At 75.9% G+C, this 15,599-nt stretch carries 13 protein-coding genes; 4 read left to right on the top strand and 9 right to left on the bottom strand.

The features are described 5' to 3' along the window. Positions 1-150 precede the first annotated feature (150 nt). From IE225_RS07220 to IE225_RS07205, 4 genes are all read right to left on the bottom strand, one after another. Entirely contained in the window at positions 151-1,125 is a 975-nt protein-coding gene (locus tag IE225_RS07220; RefSeq protein ID WP_190056519.1) for an N-acetylglucosamine kinase, read from the bottom strand. Continuing rightward, positions 1,116-2,384 carry a 6-phospho-beta-glucosidase gene (locus tag IE225_RS07215; RefSeq protein ID WP_190056518.1) on the bottom strand — a complete coding sequence of 423 codons (1,269 nt, stop codon included), beginning with the start codon at positions 2,382-2,384 and terminating at the stop codon, positions 1,116-1,118. Before IE225_RS07215 ends, IE225_RS07220 begins: the two co-directional genes overlap by 10 nt. A gap of 87 nt (positions 2,385-2,471) precedes the next feature. Further along, on the bottom strand, positions 2,472-3,068 hold the full coding sequence (locus IE225_RS07210; protein WP_190056517.1) for a Uma2 family endonuclease: 597 nt from the start codon (positions 3,066-3,068) through the stop codon (positions 2,472-2,474). A 293-nt stretch (positions 3,069-3,361) separates the two neighbouring features. Next, a complete protein-coding gene (locus IE225_RS07205) occupies positions 3,362-4,477 on the bottom strand; it encodes a mechanosensitive ion channel family protein (protein WP_190056516.1) in 1,116 nt (371 codons plus the stop codon). 327 nt (positions 4,478-4,804) lie between these two features. Here IE225_RS07205 and IE225_RS07200 point away from each other — a divergent pair, with 327 nt between their 5' ends. Then, positions 4,805-5,341: an HNH endonuclease gene (locus IE225_RS07200; protein WP_190056515.1), complete on the top strand. Its 537-nt coding sequence runs from the start codon at positions 4,805-4,807 to the stop codon at positions 5,339-5,341. A 103-nt stretch (positions 5,342-5,444) separates the two neighbouring features. Here IE225_RS07200 and IE225_RS07195 read toward each other — a convergent pair whose 3' ends face one another. The 4 genes from IE225_RS07195 to IE225_RS07180 form a co-directional block, all read right to left on the bottom strand. Next, on the bottom strand, positions 5,445-6,788 hold the full coding sequence (locus IE225_RS07195) for an FtsX-like permease family protein (RefSeq protein ID WP_190056514.1): 1,344 nt from the start codon (positions 6,786-6,788) through the stop codon (positions 5,445-5,447). Further along, positions 6,785-7,504 (bottom strand): ABC transporter ATP-binding protein, encoded by a 720-nt coding sequence (locus IE225_RS07190; RefSeq protein ID WP_190056513.1) that lies wholly within the window; start codon positions 7,502-7,504, stop codon positions 6,785-6,787. The genes IE225_RS07195 and IE225_RS07190 overlap by 4 nt, the downstream gene beginning before the upstream one ends. Next, the gene (locus tag IE225_RS07185) at positions 7,501-8,034 is read right to left on the bottom strand and encodes a PadR family transcriptional regulator (protein WP_190056512.1); all 534 of its coding nucleotides are present in this window, start codon (positions 8,032-8,034) and stop codon (positions 7,501-7,503) included. Before IE225_RS07185 ends, IE225_RS07190 begins: the two co-directional genes overlap by 4 nt. Positions 8,035-8,207: 173 nt before the next feature. Next, positions 8,208-11,069, bottom strand: coding sequence for a beta-N-acetylglucosaminidase domain-containing protein (locus tag IE225_RS07180; protein ID WP_190056826.1), 2,862 nt, complete (start codon positions 11,067-11,069; stop codon positions 8,208-8,210). 533 nt (positions 11,070-11,602) lie between these two features. Here IE225_RS07180 and IE225_RS07175 point away from each other — a divergent pair. From IE225_RS07175 to IE225_RS07165, 3 genes are all read left to right on the top strand, one after another. Then, positions 11,603-11,878, top strand: a complete 276-nt coding sequence (locus IE225_RS07175; protein ID WP_190056511.1) for a hypothetical protein — start codon at positions 11,603-11,605, stop codon at positions 11,876-11,878. Beyond that, entirely contained in the window at positions 11,879-14,035 is a 2,157-nt protein-coding gene (gene malQ / locus IE225_RS07170) for a 4-alpha-glucanotransferase (protein ID WP_190056510.1), read from the top strand. It abuts the gene before it with no gap. A 165-nt stretch (positions 14,036-14,200) separates the two neighbouring features. After that, positions 14,201-14,476, top strand: coding sequence for a hypothetical protein (locus tag IE225_RS07165; protein ID WP_190056509.1), 276 nt, complete (start codon positions 14,201-14,203; stop codon positions 14,474-14,476). 211 nt (positions 14,477-14,687) lie between these two features. Here IE225_RS07165 and IE225_RS07160 read toward each other — a convergent pair whose 3' ends face one another. Beyond that, positions 14,688-15,272, bottom strand: a complete 585-nt coding sequence (locus IE225_RS07160; RefSeq protein WP_190056508.1) for a TetR/AcrR family transcriptional regulator — start codon at positions 15,270-15,272, stop codon at positions 14,688-14,690. Between the last annotated feature and the right edge of the window lie 327 nt (positions 15,273-15,599).

Here is a 15,599-nt window from a genome sequence, read left to right as displayed (position 1 = left end):
GCGGGCCGCCGCGGGGCGGGGCACCCGCACCCACGGGTTACGGGACACCTGCGCGCCTACGGGGCTCCGGGGCTCCGCGCCCACGGTGCTACGGGACACCTGCTCGCCCACAGGACTCCGCGCCCACGGCGCCACGGGGCACCCGCGTGCCTACGGTGCGCCGTCCGCGAAGCGGGCCCGCACCCTGTCCCGCGCCTCCGCGCCCGCCCCCACCCGGTCCAGCCCCAGCAGCGCGGCCCCCAGCACCGGTCGCGCCCGCACCACCCGCGGCACCGCCTTCGGGGCGCGGGCCGCCAACCGCTCCTCGATACGGGACGTCAGGCGGGCGTGCCCGGCGGCGAGGACGCCGCCGCCGAGCACGACGGGGGTCTCCTCGGCGAGGAGGTCCAGGCGGGTGAGGGCGACGACGGCCAGGGTGACCACCTCGTCGGCCAGCCGGTCGACGAGGGAGCGGGCGACCGGGTCGCCGGCGGCGGCGGTCGTGAAGAGGACCGGGACCAGCTCGTGGCGGCGGGCGGCGGGGATGCGGCCCAGGTGCAGCGCCTCGACGAGGTCGTCCATGGCGGGCAGGCCGAAGTGGGCGGGGAGGGTGCGGGCCAGGGCGGTGGGGGCGCCGCGGCCGTCGGCGGCGCGGGCCGCGTGCCACAGGGCCTCCTCGGCGAGGACCCAGCCGCCGCCCCAGTCGCCGGAGAGGCGGCCGAGGGCGGGGAAGCGGGCGGTGCGTCCGTCGGGCCGCAGGCCGGCGCAGTTGATGCCGGCGCCGCAGACGACCGCGACGCCCCTGGGTTCGTCGAGCCCGGCGCGCAGCAGGGCGAAGGTGTCGTTGCGGACCTCGGTCGTCGCGCCCCACGCGCGCGCGTGCAGCGCGGCCGTCAACTGCTCCTCCTCCACCGGCAGGTCGGCGTTGGCGAGGCAGGCGGAGACGTGGGTGACGCGGGTGACGCCCCCGGCCGTGAAGGCTTCCCGCACCGCCTTCGCCAACGTGTCGACCGCCGCCTCGGTGCCGACCGCCGGGGGCCGGAAGCCGCCGCCGCGCGCGGTGGCCAGGATCTCCCCGTCCGCCGTGACCACCGCGACGTCGGTCTTGCTGTTGCCCGCGTCGATCGCCAGGACGCTCACGCCCACGGCAGGTACTCCCGGTTGTGGGCGAGCAGCCGGTCGGTGAGCGCCTCGGCGGTGGCGTACCGGCCGACGAGGGGGTGGGCGAGCAGTGCGCGGAAGACCCGGTTCCGGCCGCCGTGCAGGGCGGCCCGCAGCGCCAGTTCCTCGTACGCCGCCACGTGCGCGATCAGCCCGGCGTGCAGCGGGTCCACGGCGGGCACGGGCAGCGGGGCCGGCCCCTTGGGGCCCACGGCCGCGGGCACCTCGATCACCGCGTCGTCGTCCAGGAAGGGCAGCGTGCCGTTGTTGTACGTGTTCACCACCTGGTACGGGCCGGCCCGCTCGCCGCCGAGCAGCGCCGCGGTGAGGTCCACGGCCGCCTCCGAGTAGTACGCGCCGCCCCGCTTGGCCAGCAGCGCGGGCTTCTCGTCGAGCGCCGGGTCGCCGTACATCGCCAGCAGCTCCCGCTCCATGCGGGCCACTTCGGCGGCCCGGGACGGCTCGCCGCGCTGCTGCGCGACCACCTCGTCGTGCGCGTAGTAGTACCGCAGGTAGTACGACGGCACGACACCGAGGCGCTCCAGCAGCTCGGGCGGCAGCCGCAGGCCGGCGGCGATCGCGGCGCCGTGCTCGGCCAGCAGCCGGGGCAGGACGTCGGCGCCGTCGGGGCCGCCGAGGCGGACGCCGGTCTCCCAGGTGAGGTGATTGAGGCCGACGTGGTCGAGGTGGACGTCGGCGGGGGCGACCTCCAGCAGGGCGGCGAACTTGCGCTGCAGGCCGATGGCGACGTTGCACAGCCCGACGGCCCGGTGCCCGGCCCGCAGCAGGGCGCGGGTGACGATGCCGACGGGGTTGGTGAAGTCGACGATCCAGGCGCGCGGGTTGGTGCGGCGCACCCGCTCGGCGATGTCGAGGACGACCGGCACGGTCCGCAGCGCCTTGGCCAGGCCGCCCGCGCCGGTGGTCTCCTGGCCGACGCACCCGCACTCCAGCGGCCAGGTCTCGTCCCGCTCGCGGGCGGCCTGTCCGCCGACGCGCAGTTGGAGCAGCACGGCGTCGGCTCCGTCGGCGCCCGCTTCCAGGTCGTCCGTCGTGACGACCCGTGCGCCGTGCCCCCGCCGGGCGAGGATGCGCCGGGCGAGGCCGCCGACGAGCTCCAGCCGGTCGGCCGCCGGGTCGACGAGCACCAGCTCCGTCACAGGCAGGGTGTCGCGCAACCGCGCGAAGCCGTCGACGAGTTCCGGGGTGTAGGTCGAGCCTCCGCCGACCACGGCGAGTTTCACGGGCGGTTCCTCCGGTGAGCCTGGTGAGCCCGGCGGGCCGGCCCGTGCACGGGGCGCGGTCGGACGGACGGGACGCTCCTGTGGACGTCAGTCCCCAAGGTCGCCGAGGAACGGGGCCGTGTCCAGGGCGGGGTACGGGTCCGGGAGGGGCAGCGGCTCACCGAGGCCGACCTCGGTCTCGTCGTCGTAATGAGCCTTGGTGGGGTCGTCGCCGGGGAGGATCGGCGTCGTGCAGCAGTGGGCCGTCTTGGTGGTGCGGTTGACGAGCACGTGGACAGGGACGCTGGCGGCGTAGGTGCGGAGTTTGGGACCGGTGTCCGCCCAGTGGTTGGTCGAGGTGACCTCCCCGACCAGAGCGATCATGTCGACGGGATACCAGCCCTTGTGCGCCCTGCGGTAGGACTCGTCGAGTGCGGAGGCCTTGCGGCGGCGGACGTAGAAGTCGGGGACGAGCAGGGCCATGGTGGTGCCGTCCTTGTTGGCGGCCCGATAGCCGTTACCGAAGCCGACGAGGCGGAATCCGGCCGCGCGGAACTGGAAGGACAGCTCGCCGGCGCCGTCGTTGTGGTGGTCGTCAGGTCGCGGCGGCACGATGACCGTCCCCTCGACGTACTCGGGTCGAATCGGCGTCGGAGACGCCTCTTCGATCGCGCTCAACAGGTCGATGGGGTCCACCTGCGTCATCACCGCTCCAGGACCGGTTCGGCGCTCATCGCTGGTCTCCTCTTCGCACTGGTGCCGGGCCGCGTCCGCGCGGGCTGCCCCGGCAGCCCTGGCAGAACGATGGAGCCGACGACCGGTCCCGGCGGCGGAACGCGGCCCACCTTCACTCGAACGGGTGTGCCGAATCGTTTCGACCCGTCGGAGAGCCCCCGCCGCGGAGAACGCCGCGGAACAAGGAGGAACGAACAAGGAAAGGCGGCCCGGGTCTCCCCGGACCGCCTCCGCCTTTCTCCCGTCTCCCGCAGGGCCGGCCGCTACTTCGCCGCCTGCCGCTGCGGGGTGATCGGTGCGGCCGCCTGGGCCTGCGGGGACTCCGGGTCGGCGTGGGCCGAGGGGGGTGTCACCGCGGCCGTCGGGTCCGGCGCCGGCGCCGGGTCCTCCTCGGCGGTGGCGGTGGCGCCGCCGACGATGCGGATGTCGGCGGCGTCGAAGGCGCGCTTGATGCGCCAGCGCAGCTCGCGTTCGACGGAAAGGGACTTGCCGGGCATCGTCTTGGCGGAGACGCGGACCACCATGGAGTCGAGCAGCACGCTGTCCAGGCCGAGGACCTCCACCGGACCCCACAGCAGCTCGTTCCAGGGCTCTTCCTTGCTCATCTTCTCGGCGACCTGGTCGAGCGTGGCCTTGAGCCGGTCCAGGTCCTCGTCGGCGCGGACGGTGACGTCGACGTTCGCCACCGACCAGCCCTGCGACATGTTGCCGATGCGCTTGACCTCGCCGTTGCGGACGTACCAGATCTCGCCGCCGTCGCCGCGCAGCTTGGTCACGCGCAGGCCGACCTCGATGACCTCGCCGGTGGCCACGCCCGCGTCGATGGTGTCGCCGACGCCGTACTGGTCCTCCAGGATCATGAACACGCCGGAGAGGAAGTCCGTCACCAGGTTGCGCGCGCCGAAACCGATCGCCACACCGGCGACACCGGCGGACGCCAGCAGCGGCGCGAGGTTGATCTCGAACGCGGAGAGGATCATCAGGGCGGCCGTGCCCATGATCAGGAAGCTGGCCACCGAGCGCAGCACCGAGCCGATGGCCGCCGCGCGCTGCCGACGCCGCTCGGCGTTGACCAGCAGGCCGGCCAGCCCGGTGCCGTCCACCGTCTGCACGGTGCGGTTCATGCGCTCTATGAGCTTGGTGATCGCCCGCCGCACCACCGCGCGCAGCACGGCCGCGACGACGAGGATCAGCAGCACCCGCAGGCCGATGGCCAGCCAGGTGGACCAGTTCTGCTCCACCCAGCTCGCGGCGTTCGTGGCGCTCTGCTGGGCGTCCTGGAGCGTGGCGACCGCCGGATCCGTCGTCGGGGACGGCGACGGCGACGGTAGCGGCGACGGCGCGGAACCGGCGGCCGGCAGGACGTCGGGCAGGGACACGGCAGGTACCTCCAGGTGCGGCGGCTGCCCCCGGTGCGGATGCGCTTCGGGTGTCGATCAGGTCACGGAAAGGTCACCGGTCGGGCAGAACCACCACATTAGCGGGGGACCGTGTGGGGATCGTCGGGAAGTCGCGGGGAGGACCGCGGGAGAGACCGAACTCACGCGGGCTTGAACCGGCCGCGAAGCGGGGGACACATCAGGTGTGGTCGAAAACACTCCCAGCCCGTTACCGGGACATGGTGGCGCGTTCACCAGGCCGGAGGGGAGACTGACTGCAGATCGTCCCGGCGCGAGCCACGCGCCGCCGGCGTACAAGGAGGCACCGTGCCGCATGTCCTGGTCCTCAACGCGTCGTACGAGCCGCTCGGCGTCGTACCGCTCCGCCGCGCGCTCGTCCTCGTCCTCGAGAACAAGGCCGTCTGCCTCGAGGAGTCCGGCGCCTACCTGCACAGCGCGACCGTCACCGTCCCCGCACCCAGCGTGGTCCGGCTCAAGCGTTTCGTGCGGGTTCCCTACCGGGGGCCCGTTCCTCTGACCCGCCGGGCGCTCTTCGCCCGCGACGGGGGCCGCTGCATGTACTGCGGCGGCGTCGCCACCAGCGTCGACCACGTCGTCCCGCGCTCCCGCGGCGGCAAGCACGTCTGGGACAACGTGGTGGCCTCCTGCCGCCGCTGCAACCACCTCAAGGCCGACCGCCACCTCGTGGAACTCGGCTGGCGCCTGCGCCACAAACCGGCCCCGCCGACCGGTCTGGCCTGGCGCATCATCGGCACCGGCCATAGGGACCCGCGCTGGCTGCCCTACCTGCAGCCGTACGGCGCGGACGACGTCCTGGCCCGGATCGACGGCATATCGGCCTGAGATCCGGGCCTTCGCATGCCGGCGGCCGGCCCCGGGGTCCCCCGTGCCCCGGGGCCGGCCGCTCACGCGTGGCGCAACGGCGTGGCGCAGCTCGTCCGGCCGCTCACGCGTGGCGCAGTTCGCCCGGCCGTACCGAGCGCCGCAGCAGCGGCAGGGAGGCCGCCGCGGCCAGCAGGCAGCAGCCGAACACCCCGAAGGGCACGAGCAGCGCCGCGTACGGCATCGTGCGGGTGCCGTTGACGGCCGCGTACCAGACGCCGATCGCCAGGCCCCCGCAGCCCGCCACCAGCAGCGCGGGCGCCAGCGGCAGGGCGGTCTCCAGCAGCAGGGCCCGGGCCAGCACCGCGCGGGGCACCCCGGCGGCGGCCTGCGCGGCCAGCTCCCGGCGCCGGGTGGCGAGGGACTCGGCGGTGCCGACGGCGAGCGCGGCCAGGGCGAGGACCAGGGCGACGAGGATCGCGGCGGCGGTGAGGTCCAGTCCCGTGGTGTAGAAGGACAGGTCCGTCGTGAGCGTTTCCGGCTTGCCGCGCAGGTCGGCCAGGAACGCCTGGCGCACGCCGACGAAGCCCGTCCCCACGACCGTCACCAGCAGCACGGCCGCGTGGGTGCGGGCCGCCGCCCACGGATCCTGGCGCAGCCGCTCCGCCGCGATCAGCACCGCGGGCCGCCCGGTGCGGGCCGCGAGCAGCCGGCCGGTCAGCCGCGCGGCGGCGCCGGTCAGCCACAGCGCGCCCGCGCCCGTGGCGACCACGGCCCCGGTCACCAGGAGCGGCGCGGTCAGGACGCCGCGGAACGCCTCCGGAGTCACCAGCAGGCCCACGGCCACCAGCAGTACCGCCGCCACCGGGAACGCCGCGGACGGCCCCCGCTCCGGGCGCACCCGCCGCACCGTTCCCAGCGGAGAGGCCGCGACCCGCCGCAGCGCGACCACGCTCACCAGCGCGCCGAGCACCGGCACCGCCGCGGCGACCAGCGCCGCGCCCGCCCACACCCGGGCCGGCGGGTGCCAGGCCGCGAGCAGCAGCGGTACGGCTCCGGCCGTGGCCAGGGCCGAGCCCAGCAGGCAGACCAGGCCCGTCTCCAGTGCCGCGATCCGCCGCACCCGCGCCGGGGACGCTCCCGCCAGCCGCAGCCCGGCCAGCCGCCGGTCGCGGTGCACGGCGCCGACGCGGGCGCCCTGGCCGAGGAGACCGAGCACCGGGATCAGCAGGAGCAGCAGCGCGAGCACCACTCCGGAGCGCTCGCCGGGCCGGTCGAGCAGGCCGCCGCCGATGGGCGCGTTCACCTGCCCTTGGACCGACGCGACCGCGACCGCCGCGAGCGTGAAACCGGTCGCCAGGGCCGCGCCCAGCGCCGTGAGCCCGGCCCGCCACCACTCCCGCCGGTCCGAGCCGCGGCTCAGCAGCCACGCCAGCCGCAGATCCGCCCCGAGGTTCCCGTCGCTCACGACGTCACCTCCGCGCCGGCCACCGCGCCGTCGCGCATCCGGACCTCGCGGTCGGCGTACGCGGCGACCTGGGCGTCGTGGGTGACCAGCAGCACCGCGGTGCCGTCCGCGCGGGCCGTGCGGACCAGGGCGGACATCACCTGCTCGCCCGCCAGGGAGTCCAGCGCTCCGGTCGGCTCGTCCGCGAAGACCACCCGCGGGCCGGTGACCAGCGCCCGCGCCAGCGCCACCCGCTGGGCCTGGCCGCCGCTCAGCTCCCCCGGCCGCAGGTCCTGCTGCCCGCGCACCCCGAACCGCTCCAGCCAGGCCCCGGCCCGCTCGTGGGCCCGTGCCCGCGCCGTCCCGGCCAGCAGCAGCGGCAGCGCCACGTTGTCGAGCGCGGTCAGCTCCGGAAGCAGCTGGCCGAACTGGAACACCACCCCGAACTCGGTGCGGCGCAGCTCGCTCAGCCGCTCCTCCGGCAGGCGGTCCAGGCGTTCCCGGCCGTAGGTCACCTCACCCCCGTCGGGACGCACGATCCCCGCCAGGCAGTGCAGCAGCGTGGACTTGCCGCTGCCGCTCGGGCCGGTGACGGCGAGGATCTCCCCGGCCGCCAGTTCGATGCCGGCGCCGCGCAGCGCGTGCGTTCTGCCGTAGGTCTTGGTCAGGTTCCGGGCCGCCAGCAGCGGTCTGCCGGAATCCGTGGCCGCCTGCGGCGGCCCCCCGATGTCCGTCATGCGGTGTCGACCTCCGCGGTCAAAGTGGTGAGCCGGGCCGCGGTGGTGGTCATCCAGCGCAGGTCGGCGTCGAGGTGGTTGAGGGCGTAGTCCGCCGAGAGCACGGTGGCCAGGTCCGCGCCCGGGTCGGTCTTGAGCGCCGTGAGCTCCCGCATCCGCGCCATGTGGGCGGCGCGCTGCGCCCGCAGGTAGGCGGCCGGGTCCCCGCCGGTGAGGATCGCGACGACCACCTTGGCGAAGATCTCGTTGGTCACGAACGGCGCGGGCGGGGTGGGCTGCGCGGTCCAGCGGGCCAGTTCGCGCACGCCGTCGTCGGTGGCGCGGTACCGGGTCCGCTCCGGGCCGCCGTCCGCGTCGGTGCCCTCCACCCGGGCGAGGCCGTCGCGGACCAGGCGCTGCAGGGTCGTGTAGACCTGCCCGTAGGCGAGGGGGCGGGCCTGCGGGAAGCGCTCGTCGTGCCGCCGCTTGAGGTCGTAGCCATGGCTCGGCCCGGCGGCGAGCAGCCCCAGCAGGATGTGGCGGGTGCTCATGATGATCAGTATGTACTCAGTACATGTACTGAGTGAATAGTGGGACGGGAAAACTTCCGGCCGTCTTCCCGAAGGGGCCGGCCGGACGCGTCTCCGCGAAGGGGCCGGTCAGGTCCGTCTCCCGAAGGGGCCAGCCCGACGCGCCCCTCCGGAGAAGCCCTGGAAAGGACCGTTCAGTGCCGGGCGGGCCGGTCCGTCACCGCGTACGCCTCCACCGACCACAGCGAGTACCCGTACGCCGTCGCCCGCTTCTCGCCCTGCACGCGCAGGTGGCGCACGTCCCGCTCGTCCATGCGCAGCACCTCGCGGCCGCCCCGGGAGGAGCGGACGGAGACGGCGGTGCGCCAGTGGCGGCCGTCGGGGGAGACCTGGACCCGGTAGGCGGCGGGGTGGGCGTCCTGCCAGTGCAGGACGACCTGGCCGAGGCGGGCCGGGCGGGGCAGCTCCACCTGCCACCAGGCGCCGTCGTCCACCGGGGAGGACCAGCGCGTCGACGGGTTGCCGTCGATGGCCGCCGACGCGGGGAAGTCGGGGGTCTCGTCACCGGAGGAACGCGCGGTGCCGGTACGGGCCAGGTCGGGGCCGCCGGTGGGCGGGAAGGCGCGGACGGTGACGGTGCGGGTGACACCGGCGAAGGACAGCCGCAGGGTGTACGAGCGCGCCGACGCGCCGTGCGGGACCGTCACCTCGACGGGGACGTCGAGCGTCGTGCCGCGCGGAACCGTGAGGGGGCCCCGCGGCACGTGGACCCGGATGTCCCGCGGCGCCTCGACGGTGAGCCTGCCGTGGGCGTCGGCCGGGCGCAGCGAGGTCAGGCGGGCGGTGGCCACCCGGGCGGTGGTGCCGGCCGGCAGGTCCGCCTCGGTCCGCGACAGCTCCAGGGCGGCGGGCGCCGAGTCGGCGTACCACGGCACCAGGTGGTGGACGCGGGACGGGGAGGGGCCGGTGACGCGGACGGCGTCCGCACGCGCGCGTGCGGCGACGTTCGTGGCGCCCGTGGCGGACAGGGCGCCGACCCGGTGCCAGCCCTCGCCGGGCACGTGCACCTCCACGTCGCCCGTGGTGCCGGGGTCGGTCAGGACCGTCACCGCCTCCAGGGCACGGGCCCGCGGCAGGCGGACGGTCCGGCCGTCGCCCGCGCCGCCCCGGGACGCGGCCGGCTCGCGCTCCAGGCCCGCCCAGGAGGCGTACGCCCGCGCGGCCCGGGCCAGGAACGGGTCCAGCACGCCCTGGCCCACCGTGACGCGGCCGCGCCCCAGCTCCGCGCGCAGCCGGCCGAGGTCGCGGTAGGCCGCCCAGGCCGCGCCCGGATCGCCGGTGCGCTGGGCGCGCAGCATGTCCAGTGCGGCCGTGCCCGCCGCGCCGTAGCGCGCCAGTTGCTCGGCCCACGGGGCGACCTCCCGGCCCAGGCCGTCGTCACCGAGGCGCTCGGGCAGCTCGCGCAGCACCGTGAAGGCGTGGCGCAGCCGCCGCTCGGCGGCCTCGTTCGCCGCCGGGTCGTTCGTCGCCCGCGCCCGCCACAGGTCCTCGATCGGCGGGCGCAGGTACGCCGACTCGGTGCCGCCGAGGACGGAGGAGGCGTCGTTGCCGGCCAGCGCCGCCAGGGCCTCGGCGCGCCGGGCGTCGCCGTCGGCGAGGTCGGCGATCGCCGCCCGCCACGACTCCTGCGGGCGGTAGGCGCGCGGGTTCCAGGCGAAGTCGGCGGCCGTGAACAGCGGGATGCGGGACGCCTCGGCCTGCTGCATCGCGGTGGCGAGCAGGGCGGCCGAACCGGCGGCGACGGCCGGTTCGCGGCCGGTGTACGGGCCGAGGAAGAGGCGGTCGGCGGCGTAGTCGTTGACCGGGTAGTTGTCCGCGGTGACCAGCCGGTGCCCGCCGAACGCCGCCCGCGCCCCGGCCAGTTCGCGTCCGGTGATGGTCCGCGGGACGACGCCGACGCCGGTCCACGCCACCTCCACGTCCGCGTCCAGCGCGCCGGCCAGCGCCGTGCGGTAGGGGGTGGCGCCGTCCTCGTAGAACTCGGTCGGCAGCACCGTCAGCGGCGCCGCGCCCGGGTGGCGCTCGGCCAGGTGCCGGGCGAGCGCGTTCGCCACGCGCGCCTGCGCGCGCGCCGCCGCCTCGGGGCCGGAGCCGAACCGGTCGGCGTCCGCGCCGCAGTGCCACTCGGTGTAGCTGATGTCCGGGAACTGCAGCTGGAACGCCCGGAAGCCCAGCGCCCACATCGCGTCCAGCTTGCGCGCCAGCGCCCGCAGGTCCGCGTCCGAGGCGAAGCACAGCGACTGGCCGGGGGCCACCGCCCAGGCGAGCGTGACGTGGTTGCGCCGGGCCCGCTCGGCCAGCTCCCGGAACGCCGCCCGCTGCGCCGCCGGGTACGGCTCGCGCCAGCGCGCCTGGCGGTACAGGTCGTCGCCGGGGGCGTACAGGTAGCGGTTCTGCTTGGTGCGGCCCAGGAAGTCCAGTTGCGCCAGCCGCTGCCGCTGCGTCCACGGGGTGCCGTAGAAGCCCTCCGCGACGCCGCGCACCGCCGTCCCCGGCCAGTCGCGGACCGTCGCCCCCGCGATCGTGCCGTCGGCGCGGACCAGTTGCCGCAGGGTCTGCACGGCGTGGAACAGGCCGTCCTCGCCGACCCCGGTGAGGGTGACGGCCTCGGCGCCGACGGTGAGCAGGTAGCCGCCGGAGGGCAGGTCCCGTACGTCGGGGGCCTGCGCGTCGGTGCGCGCCCGCACCACCAGGGCGCCGGCCGGGACGGGGGCACCGGGGTCGAGGGTGGTGACGGTGTGCGCGCCGGCGCGGCGCAGGAGCGCGCGCAGCGCGTCCAGGGCGTACGGGTCCGCGTGCGCGTCCGCGACCACGGCGGCGTGCCGCGTCACCACCGCCGGGGTGCCGGTGACGCGCAGCGACTGCGGGCGCGGCCAGACCGCGACGTCCGGCGCGGCCGACTGCTCCGGAAAGGCGCCGGACGCGTCGCCCGGCGACGGGGCCGCGACGGCGGCCGGGGCCGTGCCGAGGGCGCCGGCGACGACCGCGAACGCCAGGGCGGCCGCCCCCGCGCCGCGCCGGACCGGGGCGCCTGCGCGCGTAGCCCGCGCGTCCCCGCGCGCGGCCTGCGCACTCCCGCGCCCGGCCGGCGCGCCTTCACTCCCCGTCCGCGCATCTCCGCGCGCCGGCTGGGCGCCTTCACGTCCGGCTCGTGCATCCCCGCGCACATCCCCGAGCGCATCCCCGCGCGCCGGCTGCGCGCCCGCGCGCCCGATCCACGCCTGCGCACGCCGTACGCCACCACGCCGAAGCCGCACCGAGCGACCCCCCTCCTCGCTGCTCGCCCCTGATCCGCGGAGGCGCCCCGGGTGTCCGGCGTCCTCCCCACAGGATCATCGAGCCCACCATCCACGCGGCGCGGGTGTCAACGACGGTGGGTCGTTGCGCCGCCTTTGCCCCGGACTGGGGACCGGACGCCGGAACACGATGTGACCAGGGACACGTTGTGAGATCGTGGACGTCTGCCGTCGCGCCCATTGGGTAGGGCTGCGGTAAGCCGCCTGATGCCGTACTCGACAAGGAGGCCCCCGTGCCCGCACCGGCCTGTTCCGCCGCCCTCCCCGCCCCCGCCCGGCCCGAACCCGACCCCTGCGGCAAACCCGCGCACGATCCCTGCGGCAAATCCGCGCCCGACCCGTACGTCCGCGCGCTCAACTCCGAGGGCACCTGCGCCGAGGCCCCGCTGACCAGCGAACCGCCGCTGCCCGACGCCGAGCCCCTCACCAGCGAACCCCCGCTCGCCGACGCCTCCCCCCTGACCAGCGAGTCCGACGCCGACGCCGACCACTACGGCCCGGGGCTGTAGATGACCGCCCCCCGGCCCGCCGGGCCGCCCGCCCAGGAACCGCCGCGGGAACTACCCCGGGACCTGTCCCGGCTCGCCGGGCTGCACGGCGTGGCCACCTCCTACCGCCCCTCGCCCGACCGCACCGTCACGGCCTGCGAGGACGCCGTTGTCGCCGCCCTGGCCGCGCTCGGCGTGGACGCGGCCACCCCCGAGGCCACCCGTGCCGCGCTCGCCGCCCGGGAGGCGGAGCTGCGCGAGCGGCTGCTGCCGCCCACCGTGGTGTGCTGGGGCGGCGGCACCCCCGAGGCGCTGGCCGCGCTGCCCGCCGGCACCCGCCTGCGCATCCGGACCGAGCAGGGCGAGACCCGGGCCGCCGCCGACCTGCTCCCGCCCGGCGTGCACCGGCTCACCGCCACCGCCCCCGACGGCCGCACCCAGCACGCCCACCTGGTGGTCGCCCCGGACCGGCTGCCCACGCCCGCCGCCCGCTCCTGGGGCTTCCTCGTCCAGCTGTACTCCTTGCTGTCCACCCGCTCCTGGGGCATGGGCGACCTGGGCGACCTCGCCGAACTGGCCGGCTGGGCCGGGCGGGCGCTCGGCGCCGGGTTCGTGCAGGTCAACCCGCTGCACGCGGCCGTGCCCGGCACCCCCACCGACCCCTCCCCCTACCGCCCCTCCTCACGCCGCTTCCCCGACCCCGTCCACCTGCGGATCGAGGACGTCCCCGAGTTCGCCCACATCGAGGACCGCGACCGGCTGCGCTCGCTGCTGGAGCGGGCCGCCCGGCAGCGCGCCGACGTCCTCGACAAGGGCCGGCTCATCGACCGGGACGCCGTATGGGAACTGAAACGGGAGGCGCTGGAACTCCTCCGCGAAGTGCCGCTCGGACCGGGCCGCCGCGCCGCCTACTGCGACTTCCTCGCCGCCCAGGGACAGGCCCTGAAGGACCACGCCACCTGGTGCGCGCTCGCCGAGGTCCACGGCCCCGACTGGCACACCTGGCCCACGGGCCTGCGCGACCCGCGCTCGCCGGAGACCGCCCGCGCCCGCGCCGAGCTGATGGACCGCGTCGACTTCCACAGCCACCTCGCCTGGCTCACCGACAGCCAGCTCACCGCCGCCCAGCGCACCGCCCGCGAGGCCGGCATGCCCGTCGGGATCGTGCACGACCTCGCCGTCGGCGTGCACCCCGGCGGCGCCGACGCCTGGGCCCAGCAGGACCACTTCGCCGCCGCCATGTCCATCGGCGCCCCGCCGGACGCCTTCAACGCCCGCGGCCAGGACTGGGGCCTGCCGCCCTGGCGCCCCGACCGCCTCGCCGCCTCCGGCTACGCCCCCTACCGCGACCTGCTGCGCGGCCTGTTCCGCTACACCGGCGCCCTGCGCATCGACCACGTCATGGGCCTGTTCCGCCTGTGGTGGATCCCGCACGGCAAGCCGCCCACCGAGGGCACCTACGTCCGCTACGACGCCGAGGCCATGCTCGCCGTCCTGGTCCTGGAGGCCTCCCGCGCCGGGGCCGTGGTGATCGGCGAGGACCTGGGGACCGTCGAGCCGGGCGTGCGGGAGGCCCTGGACCGGCGGGGCGTGCTCGGCACCTCCGTGCTGTGGTTCGAGAGGGACTGGGAGGGCGACGGCCGGCCGCTGCCGCCCGAACGCTGGCGCGCCGACTGCCTCGCCACCGCGACCACCCACGACCTGCCGCCCACCGCCGCCCGCCTCACCGGCGAGCACGTCGACCTCCGCCACCGCCTCGGCCTGCTCACCCGCCCCCTGGAACACGAACGCGCCGAGGCCGCCGCCGACACCGGCGAGTGGCTGGAGGTGCTGGCCGGCCTCGGCCTGCTGCGGGACACCGGCGGCGGGCACTGCGCCGCCGAGGAGGAGGCCGAGATCCAGGCCGTCCACCGCTTCCTGCTGCGCACCCCCGCCCGCATGGTCGGCGTCTGGCTCCCCGACACCGTCGGCGACCGCCGGCCGCAGAACCTCCCCGGCACCTGGGACCAGTACCCCAACTGGCGCCTGCCCATCGCCGACGCCGACGCCCGCCCGGTCACCCTGGAGGACCTCGCCGCCTCCCCGCGCCTGCACGCCCTCGTCGACGTGCTGCGCGAGGGGAGACGGGCGGAGCGGGACCGCGGGGGCGGGCCGCAGGAGGGCGCGGGGGCGCCGTAGGGATGCGGGGCGCCGTGGGGGCGCGGGGCCGCGGGACGGAAGGCGTACGGCGGCGCCGCGGTCGCGACCGCGGGCAGGCGCCGAGGGGGCCGGCCGTGTGAGGTGCGGCGGCCGATACGGCACCCCGGCCGCGTGTCCGCTTCGGGCGTTCGCTACTTTTGCCCCGTGGACAAGAAGAACGCCCTGCGCGCCGGCGCCCTGGCGGCCGGTACGACGCTGATGATGCTGCTCATGTCGTCCCCCGCGCTCGCGCTCACCCGCGACGACGGCGACGACCCCGGCAAGGGCCTGAGCGTCATCCAGACGCTGGGCCTCTACGTCGCTCTCCCGGCGCTGATCTTCGCCGTGATCACCGGGCTGGTCGTCCTCCTCGACAAGTCGCACAAGAAGCAGGACGTCACCAGCTCCAACATCAGCACCAAGGCCGACGCGAAGGCCTGAGGGGCCTTCGCTCCACGGGTCGCCGCGCACCCACCCGCGCACACCCATCCGCCCGGGGCGGCGGCCACGGGGAACCGGCCTGCACCGGACCCCGTCTCCACCCGCCCTCGGCCCGCTCCGGCGGACGCCCGCCTCCCGGCCCTGCCGCGCCGGGCCCGCCGTGGGCCCGGCTCGGAGGCCGTGCCCGTGCATTGCATGACGTGCCGGAGGCTCAGGGGCTGGGCGCGGTGAGGTAGCGCTGGAGGGTGGGACCCATCCAGGCCACCACCTCCTCCCGGCTGAGCGCCACCGCGGGCGGGAACCGCAGCACGTAACGGGTGAGCGCCAGCCCCAGCACCTGCGCGGCGCACAGCGCGGCCCGTGCCGGGACCTGCTCCGGGTCGGGGCAGACCTGCCGGACGGCCGGCAGCAACTGGTCCCGGAAGATCTCCTGCATCCGCTCGGCGCCGCCCTGGTTGGTGGCGCCGACCCGCAGCATCGCCGTGAGCTCCCCGTTCTCCTCCCACATGTCCACGAAGTGGCCCGCGAGCGTACGGCCGGCCTCCTCGCGCGGCACCGCGCCCAGGTCGGGCAGCCGCAGGTCGAAGGAGACGGCGGCGGCGAACAGGCCGTCCTTGGAGCCGAAGTACCGCATCACCATCGACGGGTCGATGCGCGCGTCCCGGGCGATGGCCCGGATGGTGGCCCGCTCGTAGCCGTCGGCGGCGAAGCGTTCCCGGGCGGCGTGCAGGATCGCGGCGCGCGTCGCGTCGGAACGGCGGGCGGGGCCGCTGGTGGCGTGGGTACCGGCAGTCATGCCAACAAACGTAGGCCAACAACCGTTGACTCGTCCAGAGTCGCGGGCGTACGGTTGTCGACATCTGTTGGTCAACAGCCGTTGGCGAACGAGTGTTGGCCGGCAGGCGTTGACCGGCAGGGTGTTGCCCAGCGGATGTTGGCCAATAAGCGTCGGCCAACAATCGTTGGCCAACAAGTGTTCGTCAACAAATGTTGGCCAACGAGCGTGGTCCAACGGATGACGGCAAACCAGTGTGGGCGAACAGACGTTGGCAAGCGGCACCCGGCACCCGGCACCCGGTACTCAGCACTCAGCACTCAGCACTCAGCACCCGGCCCCCGGTCC

Origin of the sequence: Streptomyces echinoruber (assembly GCF_014651135.1) — a bacterium.
Classification (GTDB): domain Bacteria; phylum Actinomycetota; class Actinomycetes; order Streptomycetales; family Streptomycetaceae; genus Streptomyces; species Streptomyces echinoruber.
Note: the sequence above shows the minus strand (reverse complement) of the source record. Positions and strands in the feature narration are given on the sequence as shown.

Bases quoted from the DNA above. Each gene is read 5' to 3' on its own strand.
- IE225_RS07190 (WP_190056513.1), bottom strand. From the start codon at position 7,504: ATGACGGACATCGGGGGGCCGCCGCAGGCGGCCACGGATTCCGGCAGA.
- IE225_RS07210 (WP_190056517.1), bottom strand. From the start codon at position 3,068: ATGACGCAGGTGGACCCCATCGACCTGTTGAGCGCGATCGAAGAGGCG.
- IE225_RS07160 (WP_190056508.1), bottom strand. From the start codon at position 15,272: ATGACTGCCGGTACCCACGCCACCAGCGGCCCCGCCCGCCGTTCCGAC.
- malQ (WP_190056510.1), top strand. From the start codon at position 11,879: ATGACCGCCCCCCGGCCCGCCGGGCCGCCCGCCCAGGAACCGCCGCGG.
- IE225_RS07185 (WP_190056512.1), bottom strand. From the start codon at position 8,034: ATGAGCACCCGCCACATCCTGCTGGGGCTGCTCGCCGCCGGGCCGAGC.